At 74.4% G+C, this 16,438-nt stretch carries 16 protein-coding genes; 7 read left to right on the top strand and 9 right to left on the bottom strand.

Annotated elements, in window-relative coordinates; all coding sequences use genetic code 11:
* Positions 1–145: 145 nt before the first annotated feature.
* Positions 146–511, top strand: coding sequence for a lytic polysaccharide monooxygenase (locus BM051_RS29995; protein ID WP_342351659.1), 366 nt, complete (start codon positions 146–148; stop codon positions 509–511).
* On the opposite strand, the gene BM051_RS18750 is transcribed toward BM051_RS29995, so the two are convergent.
* Together BM051_RS18750 and BM051_RS18745 are read right to left on the bottom strand one after the other, a co-directional pair.
* Positions 472–1,902, bottom strand: coding sequence for a wax ester/triacylglycerol synthase family O-acyltransferase (locus BM051_RS18750; protein ID WP_092531753.1), 1,431 nt, complete (start codon positions 1,900–1,902; stop codon positions 472–474). The two genes, BM051_RS29995 and BM051_RS18750, sit on opposite strands and share 40 nt — an antisense overlap.
* Before the next feature lie 125 nt (positions 1,903–2,027).
* Positions 2,028–4,013 (bottom strand): PASTA domain-containing protein, encoded by a 1,986-nt coding sequence (locus tag BM051_RS18745; protein ID WP_092531750.1) that lies wholly within the window; start codon positions 4,011–4,013, stop codon positions 2,028–2,030.
* A gap of 135 nt (positions 4,014–4,148) precedes the next feature.
* On the opposite strand from BM051_RS18745, the gene BM051_RS18740 reads away from it, so the two are divergent.
* Complete coding sequence (locus tag BM051_RS18740) at positions 4,149–4,517, top strand: Rv2175c family DNA-binding protein (RefSeq protein WP_092531747.1); 369 nt, start codon at positions 4,149–4,151, stop codon at positions 4,515–4,517.
* Here BM051_RS18740 and BM051_RS18735 read toward each other — a convergent pair.
* Complete coding sequence (locus BM051_RS18735) at positions 4,514–5,626, bottom strand: MFS transporter (protein ID WP_092531744.1); 1,113 nt, start codon at positions 5,624–5,626, stop codon at positions 4,514–4,516. The genes BM051_RS18740 and BM051_RS18735 overlap by 4 nt on opposite strands.
* 89 nt (positions 5,627–5,715) lie before the next feature.
* On the opposite strand from BM051_RS18735, the gene BM051_RS18730 reads away from it, so the two are divergent.
* Positions 5,716–6,261: a CGNR zinc finger domain-containing protein gene (locus tag BM051_RS18730; RefSeq protein WP_092531741.1), complete on the top strand. Its 546-nt coding sequence runs from the start codon at positions 5,716–5,718 to the stop codon at positions 6,259–6,261.
* Between the two features lie 417 nt (positions 6,262–6,678).
* Here the strand turns inward: BM051_RS18730 and BM051_RS18725 are convergent, their stop codons facing one another.
* The 4 genes from BM051_RS18725 to BM051_RS18710 all read right to left on the bottom strand — a co-directional run bounded on the left by BM051_RS18725 (position 6,679) and on the right by BM051_RS18710 (position 10,477).
* Positions 6,679–7,026, bottom strand: coding sequence for a hypothetical protein (locus BM051_RS18725; protein ID WP_208325860.1), 348 nt, complete (start codon positions 7,024–7,026; stop codon positions 6,679–6,681).
* A 65-nt stretch (positions 7,027–7,091) separates the two neighbouring features.
* The gene (locus tag BM051_RS18720; RefSeq protein WP_092531738.1) at positions 7,092–7,880 is read right to left on the bottom strand and encodes an LLM class F420-dependent oxidoreductase; all 789 of its coding nucleotides are present in this window, start codon (positions 7,878–7,880) and stop codon (positions 7,092–7,094) included.
* A gap of 36 nt (positions 7,881–7,916) precedes the next feature.
* Entirely contained in the window at positions 7,917–9,392 is a 1,476-nt protein-coding gene (gene crtI / locus BM051_RS18715) for a phytoene desaturase family protein (protein WP_092531735.1), read from the bottom strand.
* The gene (locus BM051_RS18710) at positions 9,392–10,477 is read right to left on the bottom strand and encodes a polyprenyl synthetase family protein (protein WP_092531732.1); all 1,086 of its coding nucleotides are present in this window, start codon (positions 10,475–10,477) and stop codon (positions 9,392–9,394) included. The genes crtI and BM051_RS18710 overlap by 1 nt, the downstream gene beginning before the upstream one ends.
* Before the next feature lie 106 nt (positions 10,478–10,583).
* Between BM051_RS18710 and BM051_RS18705 the strand changes: the two genes are divergently transcribed.
* From BM051_RS18705 to BM051_RS18690, 4 genes are all read left to right on the top strand, one after another.
* The gene (locus BM051_RS18705) at positions 10,584–11,378 is read left to right on the top strand and encodes a PIG-L family deacetylase (protein WP_092531729.1); all 795 of its coding nucleotides are present in this window, start codon (positions 10,584–10,586) and stop codon (positions 11,376–11,378) included.
* Positions 11,379–11,462: 84 nt separating this feature from the next.
* Complete coding sequence (locus tag BM051_RS18700; RefSeq protein WP_092532161.1) at positions 11,463–12,347, top strand: methylenetetrahydrofolate reductase; 885 nt, start codon at positions 11,463–11,465, stop codon at positions 12,345–12,347.
* A gap of 29 nt (positions 12,348–12,376) precedes the next feature.
* A complete protein-coding gene (locus tag BM051_RS18695) occupies positions 12,377–14,065 on the top strand; it encodes a DUF885 domain-containing protein (protein ID WP_092531726.1) in 1,689 nt (562 codons plus the stop codon).
* A 378-nt stretch (positions 14,066–14,443) separates the two neighbouring features.
* Positions 14,444–15,355: a DMT family transporter gene (locus BM051_RS18690; protein WP_092531723.1), complete on the top strand. Its 912-nt coding sequence runs from the start codon at positions 14,444–14,446 to the stop codon at positions 15,353–15,355.
* Here the strand turns inward: BM051_RS18690 and BM051_RS18685 are convergent.
* On the bottom strand, positions 15,341–15,901 hold the full coding sequence (locus BM051_RS18685; protein WP_092531720.1) for a GNAT family N-acetyltransferase: 561 nt from the start codon (positions 15,899–15,901) through the stop codon (positions 15,341–15,343). The genes BM051_RS18690 and BM051_RS18685 overlap by 15 nt on opposite strands.
* Positions 15,898–16,425 (bottom strand): YbaK/EbsC family protein, encoded by a 528-nt coding sequence (locus BM051_RS18680; RefSeq protein ID WP_092531717.1) that lies wholly within the window; start codon positions 16,423–16,425, stop codon positions 15,898–15,900. The genes BM051_RS18685 and BM051_RS18680 overlap by 4 nt, the downstream gene beginning before the upstream one ends.
* Positions 16,426–16,438 lie beyond the last annotated feature (13 nt).

Below are 16,438 nucleotides of genomic sequence, written 5' to 3'. Positions count from 1 at the left end.
AGGTGTCAGAGAGGGCCCGCCCTGGGGGATGGCTCCCCGAGGTGGTCGTTTCCGGGAGGGTCTTCGCCGAGGTCGTTCGCTTCGCGCGGCGTCCCGTCCTCGTGATCGAGCGCTGCCTTCCGCGTTCCGTCGTGGCATACGCGCCATGTGCGGGCTGGAACTGTCTACAGTGGAGGGCCTCGTGAAGACGAGGATGGCCGGGTTGTGGCAGGCGGCGCAGCGGGACAACCGGTTCACCATGAACGTGTACGACCAGGCCCTGCACGGCGCGGACTACTATCTGGTCTACATCACTCGGCAGGGGTTCGACCCGACCCGGCAGAGCTTGCGCTGGTCGGATTTCGAGCTGGTCGAGGAGGTGGGCCGGACCGCACCCGCGAACAACACCCGGATCGACGTCGACGCGGGAACGCGAACGGGACGGCACATCGTCTACACGATCTGGCAGGCCAGCCACATGGATCAGTCGTACTACCTCTGCAGCGACGTGACCTTCTCCGGTCGTCGCTGAGTCGCTGACCCGCCCGACCTCTTCCCGCCCGGCACAACCGGGCGGGGAGAGCCCGCGGGGTCAGCAGGGCAGTACTCCACCGCGCGCAGCAGCGCGGCCGTCGACTTGGTGACCGCGTCGCCGAGCGAGCCGATGTCGGCCACCGCGACACCGTCCGCCTGAAGTCCGATGTGGATGATGTTGCGGTAGCACGCCACGGCGATGCCCACCGCGTGGTGCGGCGCCAGCGGCACGAACGGGTAGACGTCCCGCACCACCGCCCCGTCGAGGGCGAGCGGCACGCTCGGCACCGGCACGTTCGTCACCACCGTGTCGAACAGCAGCGGTGCGGCGTGCCCGGCCAGACGCGTCGCCACCCTGTGCACCCCGGGCGGCACCCGGTTGGCCAGCACCGGCAGCGCCCCGGCGCCGCGCGCCGGCCCGGCCTGCTTGTTCCGGAGCATGGCCGCCCGCACCGCGTCCAGCCGGTCCACCGGGTCGTCGAGATGCACCGGCAGGTCGCACAGGTACCCGGACAGCACGTTGCCCCCGGCCCGGTCGGCCTCGCGGCCCCGCAGGCTCACCGGAACCAGCACGCGCAGCGGGCCGGCGTCGGGACGCTGCCCCCGATTGAGCAGCCACTCGCGCAACGCCCCGGCGAGGATCGCGAGCACGACGTCGTTGGTGGTGCCACCCCTGACCCCGCGGATCCGCCGCACGTCGGCGAGATCGACCCGCGCGAACCCGAGCCGGCGGCTGGCCGAGCCGGTCGCCGCGATCGGCGACACCGGGTACGGCCGGGTGGCCTTCAGCACGGAGCCGGCGATCCCCGCGGACTCGGTGATCCGGCTGACGGCCTCGGCGGCCTCGGCCCGCAACGCGTCCACCGGCGACCGGCTCGGCGCGGGCCGCCCGCGCGCGGCTCCGGCCCTTCGCGCGGCCGGCACCTCGTCGAGCAGCCCGAGCACCGTCTCCACCGCGCCGGCCCCGTCGATGAGCGCGTGGTGCAGCTTCACCAGCACGGCGAACGAGCCGTCGGGCAGCCCGGTCACCACCCGGGCCCGCCAGAGCGGCTTGGCCAGGTCCAGCGGGCGGGCCAGCCAGCGCGACGCGTGGGTGGCCAGCGGGTCGGGGTCGTAGCGCGCGGTCAGCCGGTGCGTGTCGACGTGCTCGGCCGGGTCGACGTCGGCGTCCTCCACCCAGCTCGCCCCACCCAGCGGCCAGCCCTGCCGGACCCGGCGCCGCAATCTCGGGAGGCGGGCGGCGCGCTCCGCGAGCAGGGCCGCGATCCGGTCCGCCCGCACCGGCTCGGTGGCGCGGAAGGTCACCACCGCGCCCATGTGCATCGGGCTGGTCCTGCTCTCCAGGCACAGGAACGCGACGTCCAGCGCGCTCAGCCGGTCACCGGCCATCGACGACCTCCGAGGGGCAAGGGGTGGGCCGCTCTCCACTGCACCAGACGGACGTGACGGGCGCATGGTCGGGGTGTTACCGCGCCGCTAATGCGCAGCAGGGTTCACCCCATCCGGCGAGCCTGTCACAAGATGTGCAACTTCACCTTGCTGCCGGCCTGCACCATGGTTCCCGGCTCCGGTTCCTGCCGGATGACGAACCGCGGGAGGAAGCCGTCCTCGTCGTCATCATCATTGCCCCGGCCACGCCCCTTGACGTCCGGTTCGAGCCCGGCTTCCTTCAGCACCTGCTTCGCGTCCTTCAGGGTGCGCCCCACGACGACCGGCACCTCGACGGCGTTGGACACGTACACCCCGACCTTCCGCACACCGGTGGTGCCGGCGGCGGGGTCGGTGCGGGTCACCGCGCCCTTCGCGACGTCCGCGGAGAACTCCGTCCCGGCCTCGTACGGCTCGAAGCCCGCCTGGCGCAGGGCCTGGAACGCGGCGTCCTTCGGCTGGCCGACGACGTTCGGCACCGGCGTCGGCGGCGGTCCCTTGGACAGCCCGAGCCGGACGCGGTCGCCGATGTTGGCCTGTGCGCCGGGCTGGGGGTCGACCTTGAGCACCGTGCCCTGCGGGACGTCGTGGCTGTAGTCGTCCAGCGCGGGATCGTGTCGTGGATCCAGCTGCACGTCGCGGATCGCCTGCTCGGCCTGGTCCACCGGCGTCCCCGGGGCGATCGCCGGCACCGTGGGGCGGCCCGCGGACACCACCACCGTCACCTCGTCGCCGAGCAGCGCGTCGGTGCCGGCGGGCGGCTCGGTGCGGATCACCGTGCCGCTGGGGGCGGTGTTGTGCCGTTCGGTGCGCACCACGGGCACCAGCTGCGCCTCGCGCAACGCCTGCTCGGCCGCGGCCCTCGGCTCGCCGTCGACATCGGGCACCGCCACCCACCGGCCACCGTTGAACCACCACAGCGCGGCGCCGATCCCGGCGGCCAGCAGCACCGCGAGCGCCACCCACAGCACAGTCCGGCCGCGGGGACGCCCCGGCGCCCGCGGCCGCGATTCGGTCGGCGGGCCCTGGACTGGCGGCTCCGCCGGCGCCGGGACGGGCGCGACGCGGGACAACGCGCGGGTGCCCCGCGGGCCGGGGCCAGGGGTGACCGCCGGGATGACCGGCACCGTCCGCTCGACGTCGGCGACCGCCGTGGTCACCGTGGGCGCCTCCGCCGCCGGCACCGGCACGGGCACCGGCTCGATGCCCAGCTCGGTGCGCAACCGCTGCAGCTCGCGCAGGAAGGCGCCGGCGTCGGCGGGCCGGGCCTGCGGGTCGCGGCGGGTGGCGCGCAGGATCAGGTCGTCGAGTGCGGGCGGCAGGCCGGGCCGCGCCGCGCTGGGCGGCGGGACGTCGTCGTTGACGTGCCGGTAGGCCACCGACAGCGCGGTGTCCCCGGTGTAGGGCGGCTGGCCGGTGAGCATCTCGTAGAGCAGGATGCCGGTCGAGTAGACGTCGCCGCGCTCGCTGGTCGCGCCGGTGGCCACCTGCTCGGGCGAGAGGTAGGCGACCGTGCCGAGGATGACGCTCGAGCTGGTGGTGCCGGCGCTGGCCACCGCCCTGACCAGGCCGAAGTCACCGACCTTGACCACGCCGGACCCGTCGTTGCCGTGCCCGATGAGCACGTTCTCCGGCTTGACGTCGCGGTGCACCAGCCCGGCGGCGTGCGCGGCGGCCAGCGCCGCGAGCACCGGTTCGGCCACGCTGAGCGCGAGGTGGACGTCGAGCGCGCCGCGGGCGTCCAGCAAATCGCGCAGCGTGCCGCCGTCGACCAGCTCCATCACCAGGAACGCCCGGTCCTCCTCGGCGCCGGTGTCCACGCCCTGGTCGTGCACGGCGACGACGTTCGGGTGGTGCAGTCGGGCGGCCGAGCGGGCCTCCCGCTCGAAGCGCTCCACGAACGAGCGGTCGGCGGCGAACCGGGCGTCCATGATCTTGATGGCCACCGGGCGGTCCAGGCGGGTGTCCACGCCCCGGTACACCGCGGACATCCCGCCCCGGGCCAGCAGCCGGTCCACCCGGTAGCGGCGGTCCAGCAGGGCCCCGAGGAGGGCGGGATCGGTGCGTGTCACACGGCGAATCCTACGGACGGCGGCGAAATCCGTGGGCGGCCCCCGCGAAGACACCGGGCGTCCTGGGTCCGCGCCAGGTTAGCCCGCTCGAGCGAAGATCGTCCCGAAGCGGTGGAATATGGCAGGGTAAGAGGCGTGAGTGCGATTCCAGTCGCTGATGACGTGCTCGGTCCCGAGGTCGTCGTCCTCCCGTTGGACGAGGTGGCCAGGGTGCTCGGGATCTCGATGAACAAGGTGCGGCAGTTGTTGCGCGATGGGCACCTGATCGCCGTGCGGCGGAACGGCGAGCTGATGGTGCCGGCGGACTTCGTGAGCAAGGACGGGCTGGTGAAGGGGCTCGCCGGCACGTTGACGGTGCTGGCCGACGCGGGCTTCGGGCGCACCGAGATGCTGCGCTGGCTGTTCGCCGCCGATGACACCCTCCCCGGGGTCACGCCGATCAACGCCCTGCGCACCAGCCACGGCACCGAGGTCAAGCGGCGCGCGCAGGCCATGGCGTTCTAGCCGGCCCGCACGGGGGCCCTGCCGGCCCGGCAGGCCAGGAAGGTCAGCGCGGCCAGCAGTTCCACGGCCGCCGCGACGAGCAGGCAGCCGGGCACCGACCATGCCGCGAGCGGGCCGGCGAGCGCGGATCCGAGGGCGAAGCCGGTGAGCTTCACGCTCGCCCCGGTCGTGAACACCTGCGCGCGAACGGCGTCGGGCGCCTCCCGGTGCCGGATCGCGAACAGCGCGGTGAGCTGCGGACCCTCGCCGAGGCCGACGAGCAGTACGGCGGCGACCACGAGCGCCGGCGAGGTGGCCAGCGCGGTGACCGCGACGCCGGTGCCGATCAGCAGGCCGCTCAGCGGCACCAGCGGGTCCGGCCGATAGCCGCCCGGCCGCCGGGCGAGTGCCGCGTTGGCCAGCAACGCCGCCGCGGCCACCGCCGCGAGCAGCAGCGCGCCGCGGCCGGGGTCACCGAGGAGCCGGGCGCCGAGCAGCGGGGAGCACACCACGAACAGGCCGTTGCCCACCATCGACACGACCGACGCGGTGGTCGCGGCGAGCAGCGGTCGGCTGGCCGCGAGGGCCCGGACGCCGGCGCGCAGGCCGTGGATCAGCGGAGGCCGATCCGGGTGGGGCCGCCGGGGGAGCGTCACCGCGGCCGGCAGCGCGGCGGTCACCAGCGCCACGGCGCCGACCATGCCGGCCGGTGCGCCGGCGAGGTCGGCCAGCAGCCCGGCCAGCGCCGGCCCGACCAGGCCGGCGGCGTTGAAGGTCATGGCGTCCAGCGCGGTGGCCCGAGCGAACCGTGGGCCGGCGGCGACCAGGGGCAGCTGCGCGGTCCAGCCGCCGGACAGCGCCGGGTTGAGCACGCCGGTGAGCACGGCGACGGCGAGCAGCGCGGCCGTGGGCAGGTGCCCGGCGCCGGCCAGCAGCAACACCAGGCCGGTCGCGTAGGCGGCGAGCGCGCCGGCCAGGAGCCGGCCGGGCCGGGCGCTGCGGTCGAGCAACGCGCCGAGCACGGGGCCGCCGACCGCCGCGGCGACGGTCAGCCCGGCCAGCAGGGTCGACGCCGTGGCGACCGAGCCGGTCGCGGCCAGCGCGAGCACCAGCAGTGCCGGCCCGGACATCTCGTCGCCCGCACGGGCAGAGGCGGCCCCCGACAGGTAGCGCGTTAGCGTGTAACGTCTCGTCACTATATAGACGTTACACTAGGGTCGTGCCCGTGCCCCCGTTCCTGTCCGGTCGCTCGGCGCGGTCGGCCGCCCAGCGCGCGGCCGACCTCGTCGCCGTGTTGGTGCTCGCCGAGCCGACCGTGCCCGCGGTGTCCGAGGTCCTGCTCCGGCACGGCGAGCGGGAGCCGCTCGGGCTGACCGAGCGGGACCTGGTGCCGCTGCGGGCCGCCGCGGTCGACCTGCGCCGGGTGTTCGCGGCGGAGGACGTGGACGAGGCGGCGGCGCTGCTCAACGAGCTACTGGCCCGGCACGCCCACCCCCCGAGGTTGACCACGCACGGCGGTGCCCACGACTGGCACCTGCACGTGGACAGCCGCGACGACGCATCGTGGGACGAGTGGTTGCGGACGTCGTCGGCGCTGGCGCTGGCGGTGCTGCTGGCGGAGCGTCAGCAGGCGCCGGGCGGGATCTGCGCGGCGCGCGGCTGCGGCCGGCCGTTCGTGACCGCGGGCAGCGGGAGCCCCCGCCGGTACTGCTCGTCGCGCTGCGCCACTCGTGAGCGGGTGGCCGCCCACCGCCGCCGCGCCTGAGACGCGCGCCTGAGACGTCGATACGTTGGTGCGGACCGGAGCGCGATGTCTCGACCGCGTCAGGAGCCGTGGCTGGTGTGGCCGGCGTCGGCCGTCGTCAACCTCGTGCTGGGGTTCTTCGGGATCCTCCCGTTCGTACTGATGATGTCCGTCCTCGCCAAGGTGTTCGCGGCACTGGGCTGGCAGCCTCCGACCCGACGTACGAGGACGAGACCGCGATGCTGGTGGTCCTCGCCACGACCGGCACCGCGGGGGTGCTGCTCCTGTTCGGCCTCGTCAACCGCGCACTGGGGCGACGGTCCGGAGTGGCCGCCGGTGGTACTGGTCGATGAGCTCGGTGGTCTTCCTTGCCCCGTTCGTGGTGACCATGACCTGGCCGGAGATCACCGTGGACTGGTTCTGACGCGGCGGCGGAGATCAAGCCTCGCCGTGCTCGACTCGGTGTTGCTCGACCAGCGCCGGGAACTCCTCGGGGTCGCCGTCTCGCACCTGGACCGGGTGTCCCTCCCCGACGGTCGTACGCACTCGGTCGGCCAGCGCGGCGACCGCCGCCGGGTCGGCGTACACGCCGAGAACGAGAGCGACCGGCTCCGCGTCGGTGAGGGTGAACTCCCACGGCACCGCACACGGCCCGTTGTGCTCGGGATCGGGGCAGAGCAGCCGTGCGATCGGCTCCTGCGCCGCGAGTGCGTCCGCCACGCTCGGGAACCCGCCGACGTGGATCTCGTGGACGCGTGGCCCGTCGACAATCTCGTTCGAAGTCATCATGAGTCCGCGGACACGCGGCCGGAACCGGCCCGGCCGCGCGCCCGCTCGTCCTCCTGTCCGGGTTACTTGTTCTGGTCGTCGCGCCAGGCGAGCCACTCGCGGAGGCGGCCGAGATCGTAGTCCGGGCCGTTCGCCTCCACCGTGAACAGGCTGATGCCGAGCCCGCGCAGGGGCGCGCCGAGCTTCTCGGGCGAGCCCTGCACCCCGACCGACCGCTCGATCTCCGCGGGGTCGCGGCCCACGTCCGCGCAGTGCTGGTCGAGGATCCGCACCTTGCGCTCCGCCAGCTCCGGGTCGCCGAAGCCGTGCCAGATGTCGGCGTGCTGGGCCACCAGCCGCAGGGTCTTCTTCTCCCCGCCGCCCCCGATCAGCACCGGGATCTTGCGCGTCGGCGGCGGGTTGAGCTTGGCGAACCGCCGCTCGATCCGCGGTAGCGCCTCGGCGAGGTCGGCGATCCTGGTACCCGCCGAGCCGAACTCGTAGCCGTAGTTGACGTAGTCCTTCTCGAACCACCCGGCGCCGATCCCCAGGATCAGCCGGCCACCGCTGATGTGGTCGACGGTGCGCGCCATGTCGGCGAGCAGGTCCGGGTTCCGGTAGCTGTTGCACGTCACCAGCGCGCCGATCTGCGCCCGTGACGTCGCCTCGGCCCAGGCGGCCAGCATGGTCCAGCACTCGAAGTGCTTGCCGTCCGAGTCACCGAACAGCGGGTAGAAGTGGTCCCAGTTGAACAGGATGTCGACACCCAGCTCCTCGGCCTCCGCGGCGGCACGCCGGATGTCGGCGTACTCGGCGTGCTGGGGCTGGAGCTGCAGTCCGATCCGGACGGGCCTGTTCGTCGCAGTCGTCATGGCCGCACCCTATCGGCGCTTCCGGTGAGCGGCAGCTCAATACCCGCCGGTGATCCGTGCGGCGGCGAGCCGCCCGGAGATCAGCACCGGCGGGATCCCCACCCCGGGTGTGGTGCCGCAGCCGGCGAGCACCGCGTTGTCCACCCCGCGCACGAGGTTGGCCGGGCGGAACGGTCCGGTCTGCGCCAGGGTATGCGCCAGCGAGAACGGCGTCCCCGCGGTCATCCCACGATCGGCCCACCCGACGGGGGTCACCACCTCGTCGACGGCGAACCGCTCCGCGAACCCGGTCAGCCCGCGCCCGGCGAGCGTTGCCACCAGCTCCGCGCGGTACGCCGGCCCGACCCGCGCCCAGTCGACCCGCCCGGCGCGCAGGTTCGGCGCCGGCGCGAGCACCGAGATCACCTCGTGCCCGCCGCCCCGCCCCGGGTCGGTCGCGGTGGGTCGGGTGACCAGCAGCGACGGGTCGCTCATCAGCGTGCCCTCGCGGGTGATCTCGGCGAAGGTCCGCCGCCACGCCCCGCCGAAGAAGAGCGTGTGGTGGCCCAGCTCCGGCCATCCGCGCTCGGCCGTGCCGTGCAGCAGCACGGCTGACGGCGAGTACCGCGGCGGCACGACCCGGCGCGGCCGCATCCCCAGCAGCCGGTAGGCGGTGTCCAACTCGGTGGCCAGCACCACGGCGTCGCACGGCACCCGCTCGCCGGCGGCGGTCCGCACCGCGCGCACCCGTCCTGACACGCGCTCCAGCCACGCCGCCGTCGTGCCCAGCCGCACCGTCGCGCCCGCCCGCTCGGCGGCACCGGCCATCGCCGCGGCGACCGTGCCCATCCCGCCCATCGGGTAGTACACCCCGGCCACCGTGTCCATGTACGAGATCACCCCGTACGCGGCGAGCGCGCGCATCGGGTCGAGCCCGGCGTAGAGCGGCTGGAACGAGAACACCCGGCGCACCCGGTCGTCGCGCAGGAACCGGGCGATCCGCGGGCCGAGCCGGCCGAACCCGCCGAGCGCGGCCAGCCGCGCCAACTCGGGCCGGAGCAGGTCCCGCGGCCCGTCGAAGTTGCCGCCGATGAAGTGCTCGCGCTGCGCGGCGTACAGCTCGGTGAGCCAGCGGCGCAGCGCGCGGTAGCCGGCGGCCTCCCGCGGCCCGGCCAGTTCGCGGATCTCCGCCTCCATCGCCGCGGCGTCGGTGCGCACCGGCAACGTGCTGCCGTCGGCGAAGCGGGCCCGGTACGCCGGGTCCAGCCGGACCAGCCGCAGCCGGTCGGCGAGCCGCTCGCCCACCGCGGCGAACGCCTCGTCGAGCAGGTCCGGCATCGTGAGCACGCTCGCCCCGGTGTCCACCGACCAGCCGTCGCGCTCGCGCGTGCCCACCCGGCCACCGGGGTGGTCGGCGCGCTCCAGCACGGTGACCCGCCGGCCCGCGCCGAGCAGGTGCAGCGCGGCCGAGAGGCCGGCCAGCCCGGCACCGACCACCACCACGTGCTCGACCCGCCCGGGAACGGTGCGCATCAGAACGTCCGCTGGGTGGCCCTGGCGACGAGGTCGGCGAGCCGGTCGGTGGCGGGCTCGGCGAGCCCGGCACCGCGCAGCGTGCCCAGCGCGCTGCCGGTAAGCTCCTCGATCCGCCGCTCGACGGCCGCGACCGCGCCGACGTCGACCAGCGCCTGCCGCACCACGTCGACGTCGGCCTCGGTGAGCGCGCCGTTGCCGACGGCCGCGCTGATGATCGCGTGCTCGCGCGGGCGGTTCCGTTCCTCCGCGTGCCGCAGCCCGAGCGCGACCAGCAGGGTCCGCTTGCCCTCGCGCAGGTCGTCCCCGGCGGGCTTGCCGGTCACCGAGGGATCGCCGAACACCCCGAGCAGGTCGTCGCGCAGCTGGAACGCCACGCCGACGTCGCCGCCGAACGCCAGCAGCGCGCCGACGAGCCGCTCGTCCGCGCCGGCCAGCGCCGCGCCGAGGTGCAGCGGCCGCTGCACCGTGTAGGCGGCGGTCTTGAGCCGGTCGATGCGCAGCGCCGCCGTGGTCGACGTGTCCCCGGTGGCCTGGGTGTGCACGTCCAGGTACTGCCCGGCGAGCACTTCGGTGCGCATCGCCTGCCAGGCCGGCCGGGCGGCGGCCAGCGTGGCGGCGGGCAGGTCGGCGCCGGCGTACATGTCGTCGGCCCAGGCGAGGGCGAGGTCACCGATCAGCACCGCGGCGGAGAGGCCGAACGTCGCCGCCGAGCCAAGCAGGCCCCGGTCGGCGTGCCGCTTGGCGAACGCGACGTGCACGGTCGGCGCGCCGCGCCGCGAGTCGGACGAGTCCATCAGGTCGTCGTGGATCAGCGCGCACGCCTGGATCAGCTCCAGGCTGGCGGCCACCCGCAGCACGCCCTCCGCGTCGCCGCCCGTGGGATCGCCGCCCGCGCCGCGCCAGCCCCACCAGGCGAAGGTCGGGCGCAGCCGCTTGCCGCCGCCGAGCACGAAGTCGGTGAGCGCGTCGACGGCCGGTCCGAACGTCGGCTCCTGCCGCCGGATCGGGTCTCCCGCCGACCGCAGGAAGTCGGCGAGCACCCGCTCGACGTGGGCGGGCAGGTCGGCGTCGTAGGCGGTCATGCCGTCCATCGTCGCCGGTTCCCGGTGCGGCCGCGACGCAAGGGGGGCGGAATGTGGTGGACGTGGCACACCGACGCCGGGTGTCGGATTCGCGTAACTTCGAGGCATGGCCACGTTGGTGACGTTCCACGCCCATCCCGACGACGAGTCCATCTGCTGCGGCGGCGTCATGCGCAAGGCACACGAGGAGGGGCACCGCGTGGTGCTCGTCCTCGCCACTCGCGGCGAGCAGGGTGAGGTGCCCGAGGGGTTCCTCACCGAGGGCGAGGAGCTCTGGCAGCGCCGGGTCGCCGAGACCTACGCCGCCGCCGGGATCCTCGGCGTGGACCGCGTGGAGTTCCTCGGCTACCGCGACTCCGGGATGATGGGCGAGCCCACCAACGACGCGCCCGGCTCGTTCTGGACCGCGCCGGTGGAGGAGGCGGCGCGGCGGCTCGCGGCGATCCTGCGCGAGGAGCGGGCCGACGTGCTGACCTGCTACGACGACAACGGCGGCTACGGCCACCCCGACCACATCCAGGTGCACCGGGTCGGGATGCGCGCGGGCGAGCTGGCCGACACGCCGCGGGTGTACCAGCACACGATGAACCGCGACCAGATGGTGCTGGGCATGACGGAGTTCGCCCAGACCGCCGCGGCGGCCGGGATCGAGCTGCCGGACTTCGACGAGACCGCGGAGTTCGGCAAGCCGGAGGCCGAGATCACCGCCGCGGTCGACGTCACCGCCTACGCCGAGCACAAGCGCAAGGCGATGCGGGCGCACGCGAGCCAGATCAGCGAGCAGTCGTTCTTCCTGGCGATGCCGGACGAGGTGTTCCGGGCCGCGTTCGGTACCGAGTGGTTCATCCGCGCGGGGCAGGGGCCGGGCATCACCGAGACCGACCTGCTGGCCGGGCTGTAGGGCGGCTCGAGCCACACTCGCGGCACCGTCCACTCCCTGGGAAAGCGTCCCATTCCTCGGACGGTGCCCACTACCATGACCGGCATGACGACGGTGGTGGAGCGGCTACGTGGAGACAGGCCCGTCTTCTCGGTCGAGTTCTTCCCGCCCCGGGACGCCGCCGACGAAGCGGTCCTCTGGCGGTCGATCCGCGAGCTCGAGGCGTTCGACCCGGCGTACATGTCGATCACCTACGGCGCCGGCGGGTCGAGCCGCGACGGCACCATCCGCAGCATCGCCAGGGTCGCCACCGAGACCACGCTGGTGCCGATGGCCCACCTGACCGCGGTGAACCACTCGGTGGCCGAGCTGCGCAACGTCATCGGCTGGTACGCCGCGGTCGGCGTGCGCAACGTCCTCGCGCTGCGCGGCGACCCGCCCGGCGACCCCTACGGCGAGTGGGTCCCGCACCCGGAGGGCCTCAACTACGCCGAGGAGCTCGTCACCCTGGTGCGCTCGCTGGGCGACTTCTGCGTCGGGGTGTCGGCCTTCCCGTACGGCCACCCGCGCTCGCCCGACCTCGACACCGACACCACCTACCTCGTGCGCAAGCTGCGGGCCGGCGCCGACTTCGCCATCGCCCAGCTGTTCTTCGAGGCCGAGGACTTCCTCCGGTTGCGTGACCGGGTGGCCGGGGCCGGGTGCGACGCGCTGCTGATCCCCGGCGTCATGCCGCTCACCACGCCCCGCACCCTGCACAAGACCATCGAGCTGTCCGGTGCGAGCGCCCCGGACCGGCTGCTGCGGCGGCTGGAGCCGCTGGCCGGCGACCCCAGGGCGTTCCGCGCCGAGGGCCTGGACGTGGTCACCGAGCTGTGCGAGCGGCTGATCGCCGAGGGCGTGCCGGATCTGCACTTCTACACGTTCAACCGGTCCAAGGCGACCCGCGAGCTGGTCACCCGGCTGGGGCTGCTGCCCGCGCGTGCCTGACCGCCCCCGCGGCCGGTAGCGTGCAGCGCATGGCTTCCACCGAGGGCGTGCACCAGATCTGCGACCGGTTCGTCGACGAGTTCGCCGCGGCCCACCCCGTCGCGGCCACCGAGTTCGGCGTCACCGGGTACGACGACCAGCTCACCGACTACTCGCCGGAGGGACACGCGGCGCGGGCGGCGCTGGCGAAGCGAGCCCTCCGGGAGATGGCCGGCGCCGAGCCACGCGACGCCGGCGAGCGCGCCGCGAAGGCCGTGTTCACCGAGCGGGTCGGGCTGGACGTCGAGATCCACGAGGCGGGGTTGGACCTCGGCGCGCTCAACGTGATCGCCAGCCCGGTGCAGGACCTCAGGATGATCTTCGACCTGATGCCCACCGACACCGCCGAGCAGTGGGAGACCATCGCGGCGCGGCTGGTGCGGCTGCCCGAGGCGCTCGACGGCGTGCGGGCGTCGCTGCTGGTGGCCGCCGACGCCGGCCGCGCCCCGGCACTGCGCCAGGTGAGCAAGGTCGCCGAGCAGGCCGAGACCTGGGCGGGCCTGCACGGCAGGCTCGGGTTCTTCACCCGGTTCGTCGACACCGCCGACCCCGAGGTGGTGCCGGAGTCACTGCGCGAGCGGCTGCGCGCCGGCGCGCACGCCGCGCAGGAGGCCTACGCCGAGCTGGCCGGATTCCTGCGCGCCGAGTTGGCCCCGCTGGCGCCCACCAAGGACGCGGTCGGCATCGACTCGTACCGGCTGTGGTCGCGGTACTTCACCGGGGCGGCCCTGGACCTGCGCGAGGCCTACGAGTGGGGTTGGGAGGAGTTCCACCGCGTCGAGCGGGAGGCGAGGAAGGTCGCCGAGCGGATCAGGCCGGGGGCGTCGCTCGCCGAGGCGGCCGCCGCGCTGGACGCCGACGAGCGATACCGGGTGCACGGGCAGCGCGCGTTCGAGAAGTGGATGCAGGACCTGTCCGACGCGGCGCTGACGTCGTTGCGCGGCACCCACTTCGAGATCCCGGACGAGCTGATGGCGCTGGAGTGCCGGATCGCGCCGCCGGGCGGCGGCGTGGGCGCCTACTACAGCGGCCCGAACGAGGACTTCACCCGGCCGGGGCGGATGTGGTGGTCCGTCCCGCCGGAGAAGGAGGAGTTCTCCACCTGGCGGGAGGTCACCACCGTCTACCACGAGGGCGTGCCGGGACACCACCTGCAGATCGCGACGGCCGTGCATCAGGCCGCGACGCTGAACAAGTTCCAGCGGCTGCTGGCGTTCACCTCCGGGCACGCCGAGGGCTGGGCGCTCTACGCCGAGCGGCTGATGCGCGACCTCGGCTACCTCGACGACGACGGCGACCTGCTCGGCATGCTGGACGCGCACCTGTTCCGCGCCGCGCGCGTGCTGGTGGACATCGGCATGCACCTTGAGTTGGAGATCCCCGCGGGCACCGGCTTCCACGAGGGCGAGCGGTGGACCCCCGACCTCGGCCTGGAGTTCATGCTCACCCGGACCATCACCGACGCCGAGCACGTGCGCGACGAGATCGACCGCTACCTCGGCTGGCCCGGCCAGGCTCCGGCGTACAAGCTGGGGGAGCGGCTGTGGCTGGCGGCCCGCGAGGACGCGCGGCGCCGCGCCGGGGCGTCCTTCGACCTCAAGGACTTCCACACGAAGGCGCTCCGCATGGGCGGCATGGGCCTGGACACCCTCCGCGAGCAACTCGCCACCCTGGACTGAGCGCCGCCCAACCGCGAGTTCCCGTTGGTGACGGCGTCGGGAGCGGCCAACGCGCCGACGCGAGCGGCAAACACGCGCGCACAGTGGGCGGACACGCGTTCACAGCGGGCGGACACGCGGTCAGGGAACGCGGACACGTGGAACGTCGGTGCCCACGGTCCCGGTCGTGGGGTAGGGTGCCGATCATGCATCGGGTCTTCCTCGTCACCCCGCCACCACGCTCCTGAAGCGGGGTGTGTGACCTCACCGTGCGGCCCTGATCCGGGGCCGCACGGCCGTCGCGGCCTTCCCGCCGTCAACTCCGGCCGGCCGCGCTGACGATTCCTCCACGCCCCGCGTCGTCGTGTCCCCCTCCCTTCGACGCTGGAGCGTTTCTCCATGTCCACTTCCCTTGCCGTGCGCTCGCGCACGGGGTCCGCGGCGGCACTGGTCACCGCCGGTGTGCTCTGGGGCACCGGCGGCCTGGCCGGCGCGCTGCTCGCCACTCACGGCGACCTCCACCCGCTGTCGGTGGCCACCTACCGCCTGCTGCTCGGCGGTGTCCTCGCCGTGCTGTTCCTGGCCGCGACCGGGGGCCTGCGCGGGCTCGTCACCACCTCCCCCGTCGTCCGCAGGGTGCTCACCGCCGGCGGCCTGCTGGCGATGTTCCAGGCCTGCTACTTCGCCGCCGTGGCACTGACCTCGGTCAGCCTGGCGACGATGACCACGATCGGCAGCGTCCCGGTCTTCGTGGCGTTGGCCACCACCGTGCGCGAACGGCGCCGGCCGGCCACGCCCACCCTGGTGTCGATCCTCGCCGCGCTGGTGGGGCTGGTGCTGCTCACCGGCTCCCCGGACGGCGGCGACGACCGCGGGACGCTGGCCGCCGGCCTGCTCTGCGCGCTCGCCGCGGGGGCGGGCTTCGCGACGCTGACCATGGCCACCCGGCGCCCCGTCCCCGGCCTGGACCCGCTGCGCACCACGGCGTTCGGCCTGCTGACCGGGGGAGTGCTGCTGCTGCCGCTCGCCCTGTGGCTGGGCATGGCGCTGCCGTTGCGGGCCGAGGCACTCGCCCTCGCGGTCTACCTCGGCGCGGTGCCGACGGCGCTGGCCTACGCGGCGTACTTCCGCGGCCTGCGGGACGCCAGCCCCGTGCTCGCGGCGCTGTCCGCGTTGCTCGAGCCGCTCACCGCGGCGGTGCTGGCGGCGGCGCTGCTCGGCGACCGGCTCGGGGTGGGCGGCTGGTGCGGCGCCGCGCTGCTGGCCGGCGCGCTCGCGCTGACCTACCGGCGCGGCTCAGCCGAGCGGTAACGCCCGGCCGAGGATGGCGAACGGGCGCGGGTCACCGGCGAAGTGGTAGTGCCGCAGCACGTCGACGAAGCCCGTCCGGCGGTACAGCCGCCACGCCCTACTGGGTCCCTCCGGAGTGGACAGCAGCACGTGCCGGTAGGGCAGGCCGTCGAGCACGCGGCGCAGCAGCTCCTCGCCGATGCCCCGCGCCTGGTTCTCCGGGTGGACGTGGATCTCGGTGAGCTCGAAGTAGTCCGCGAGCCACTCCGCCGCGTCCACACCGCCGTCAACGAGACCGCGACGCACCTGCTCGTGCCACCACTGGCCGGGCCGGCCCTGGTAGCCGTAGGCGACGCCGAGCAGCCGACCGTCGTCGGCGAACGCCCCGATGCAGCGCCACCCCTCGCGCAGGGCGTGGGTCAGCCACATCGGGGCGCGCTGCTCGGCGGTCCCCGCCGGATAGCCCATCGCGGTGACGTACAGGTCGAGCGCCTCGCGCAGCCGCGCGCGGAACTCGTCCCCGGAGAGCTGGGCGAAGTGCGCGCGGCCGGCGGACATCGCGGTCACCGCTCGGCGCCTTCCCCCGGCGCCGCGGCGGCCACGTCGGCGGCCCGGGCCCCGGTGAGCTCGAGCAGCGCGGCGTAGGTCGTGGGGAACACCGCCTTCGCGTGCCCCGCGGCCGCCCACACGACCTCGTGGCGGGCGAGCGCGGTGTCCACGAGGGTGGTCAGCCGGGTCGGGTGGCCGACCGGGGCGACGCCGCCGATCGCCTGCCCGGTGTGCTGCCGGACGAACGCCGGGTCGGCCTTGTCGACCTCGCTCGCCCCGACGAGCCGGGCGAGCGTGCGGGTGTCGGCCCGGTGCGCACCGGAGGTCAGGGCCAGCAGGGGGGCGTCACCGGCGGTGGTCACCGCCCGGAACACCAGGCTGTTCGCGATCGCGCCGACCTCGACGCCGAGCGCCGCCGCGGCCTGCGCCGCCGTGCGCACCTCCGCGGGGAGGATCCGGATCCCGTCGGCGGCGGCGGACATGCCCGCCTCGGCCAGCGCGGCAGCGACCTTCGCGATCGAGGGGTGGTCGAGGGTGCTCATTCCGTTATGAGAT

This window comes from Amycolatopsis arida (assembly GCF_900115565.1).
Lineage (GTDB): Bacteria > Actinomycetota > Actinomycetes > Mycobacteriales > Pseudonocardiaceae > Yuhushiella > Yuhushiella arida.
This window is presented reverse-complemented; position numbering and strand designations above follow the sequence as displayed.

Bases quoted from the DNA above. Each gene is read 5' to 3' on its own strand.
- BM051_RS18700 (WP_092532161.1), top strand. From the start codon at position 11,463: ATGACGACGGTGGTGGAGCGGCTACGTGGAGACAGGCCCGTCTTCTCG.
- BM051_RS18695 (WP_092531726.1), top strand. From the start codon at position 12,377: ATGGCTTCCACCGAGGGCGTGCACCAGATCTGCGACCGGTTCGTCGAC.
- BM051_RS18750 (WP_092531753.1), bottom strand. From the start codon at position 1,902: ATGGCCGGTGACCGGCTGAGCGCGCTGGACGTCGCGTTCCTGTGCCTG.
- BM051_RS18725 (WP_208325860.1), bottom strand. From the start codon at position 7,026: ATGACTTCGAACGAGATTGTCGACGGGCCACGCGTCCACGAGATCCAC.
- BM051_RS18710 (WP_092531732.1), bottom strand. From the start codon at position 10,477: ATGACCGCCTACGACGCCGACCTGCCCGCCCACGTCGAGCGGGTGCTC.
- BM051_RS18680 (WP_092531717.1), bottom strand. From the start codon at position 16,425: ATGAGCACCCTCGACCACCCCTCGATCGCGAAGGTCGCTGCCGCGCTG.
- BM051_RS18720 (WP_092531738.1), bottom strand. From the start codon at position 7,880: ATGACGACTGCGACGAACAGGCCCGTCCGGATCGGACTGCAGCTCCAG.
- crtI (WP_092531735.1), bottom strand. From the start codon at position 9,392: ATGCGCACCGTTCCCGGGCGGGTCGAGCACGTGGTGGTGGTCGGTGCC.
- BM051_RS18735 (WP_092531744.1), bottom strand. From the start codon at position 5,626: ATGTCCGGGCCGGCACTGCTGGTGCTCGCGCTGGCCGCGACCGGCTCG.
- BM051_RS29995 (WP_342351659.1), top strand. From the start codon at position 146: ATGTGCGGGCTGGAACTGTCTACAGTGGAGGGCCTCGTGAAGACGAGG.
- BM051_RS18690 (WP_092531723.1), top strand. From the start codon at position 14,444: ATGTCCACTTCCCTTGCCGTGCGCTCGCGCACGGGGTCCGCGGCGGCA.
- BM051_RS18705 (WP_092531729.1), top strand. From the start codon at position 10,584: ATGGCCACGTTGGTGACGTTCCACGCCCATCCCGACGACGAGTCCATC.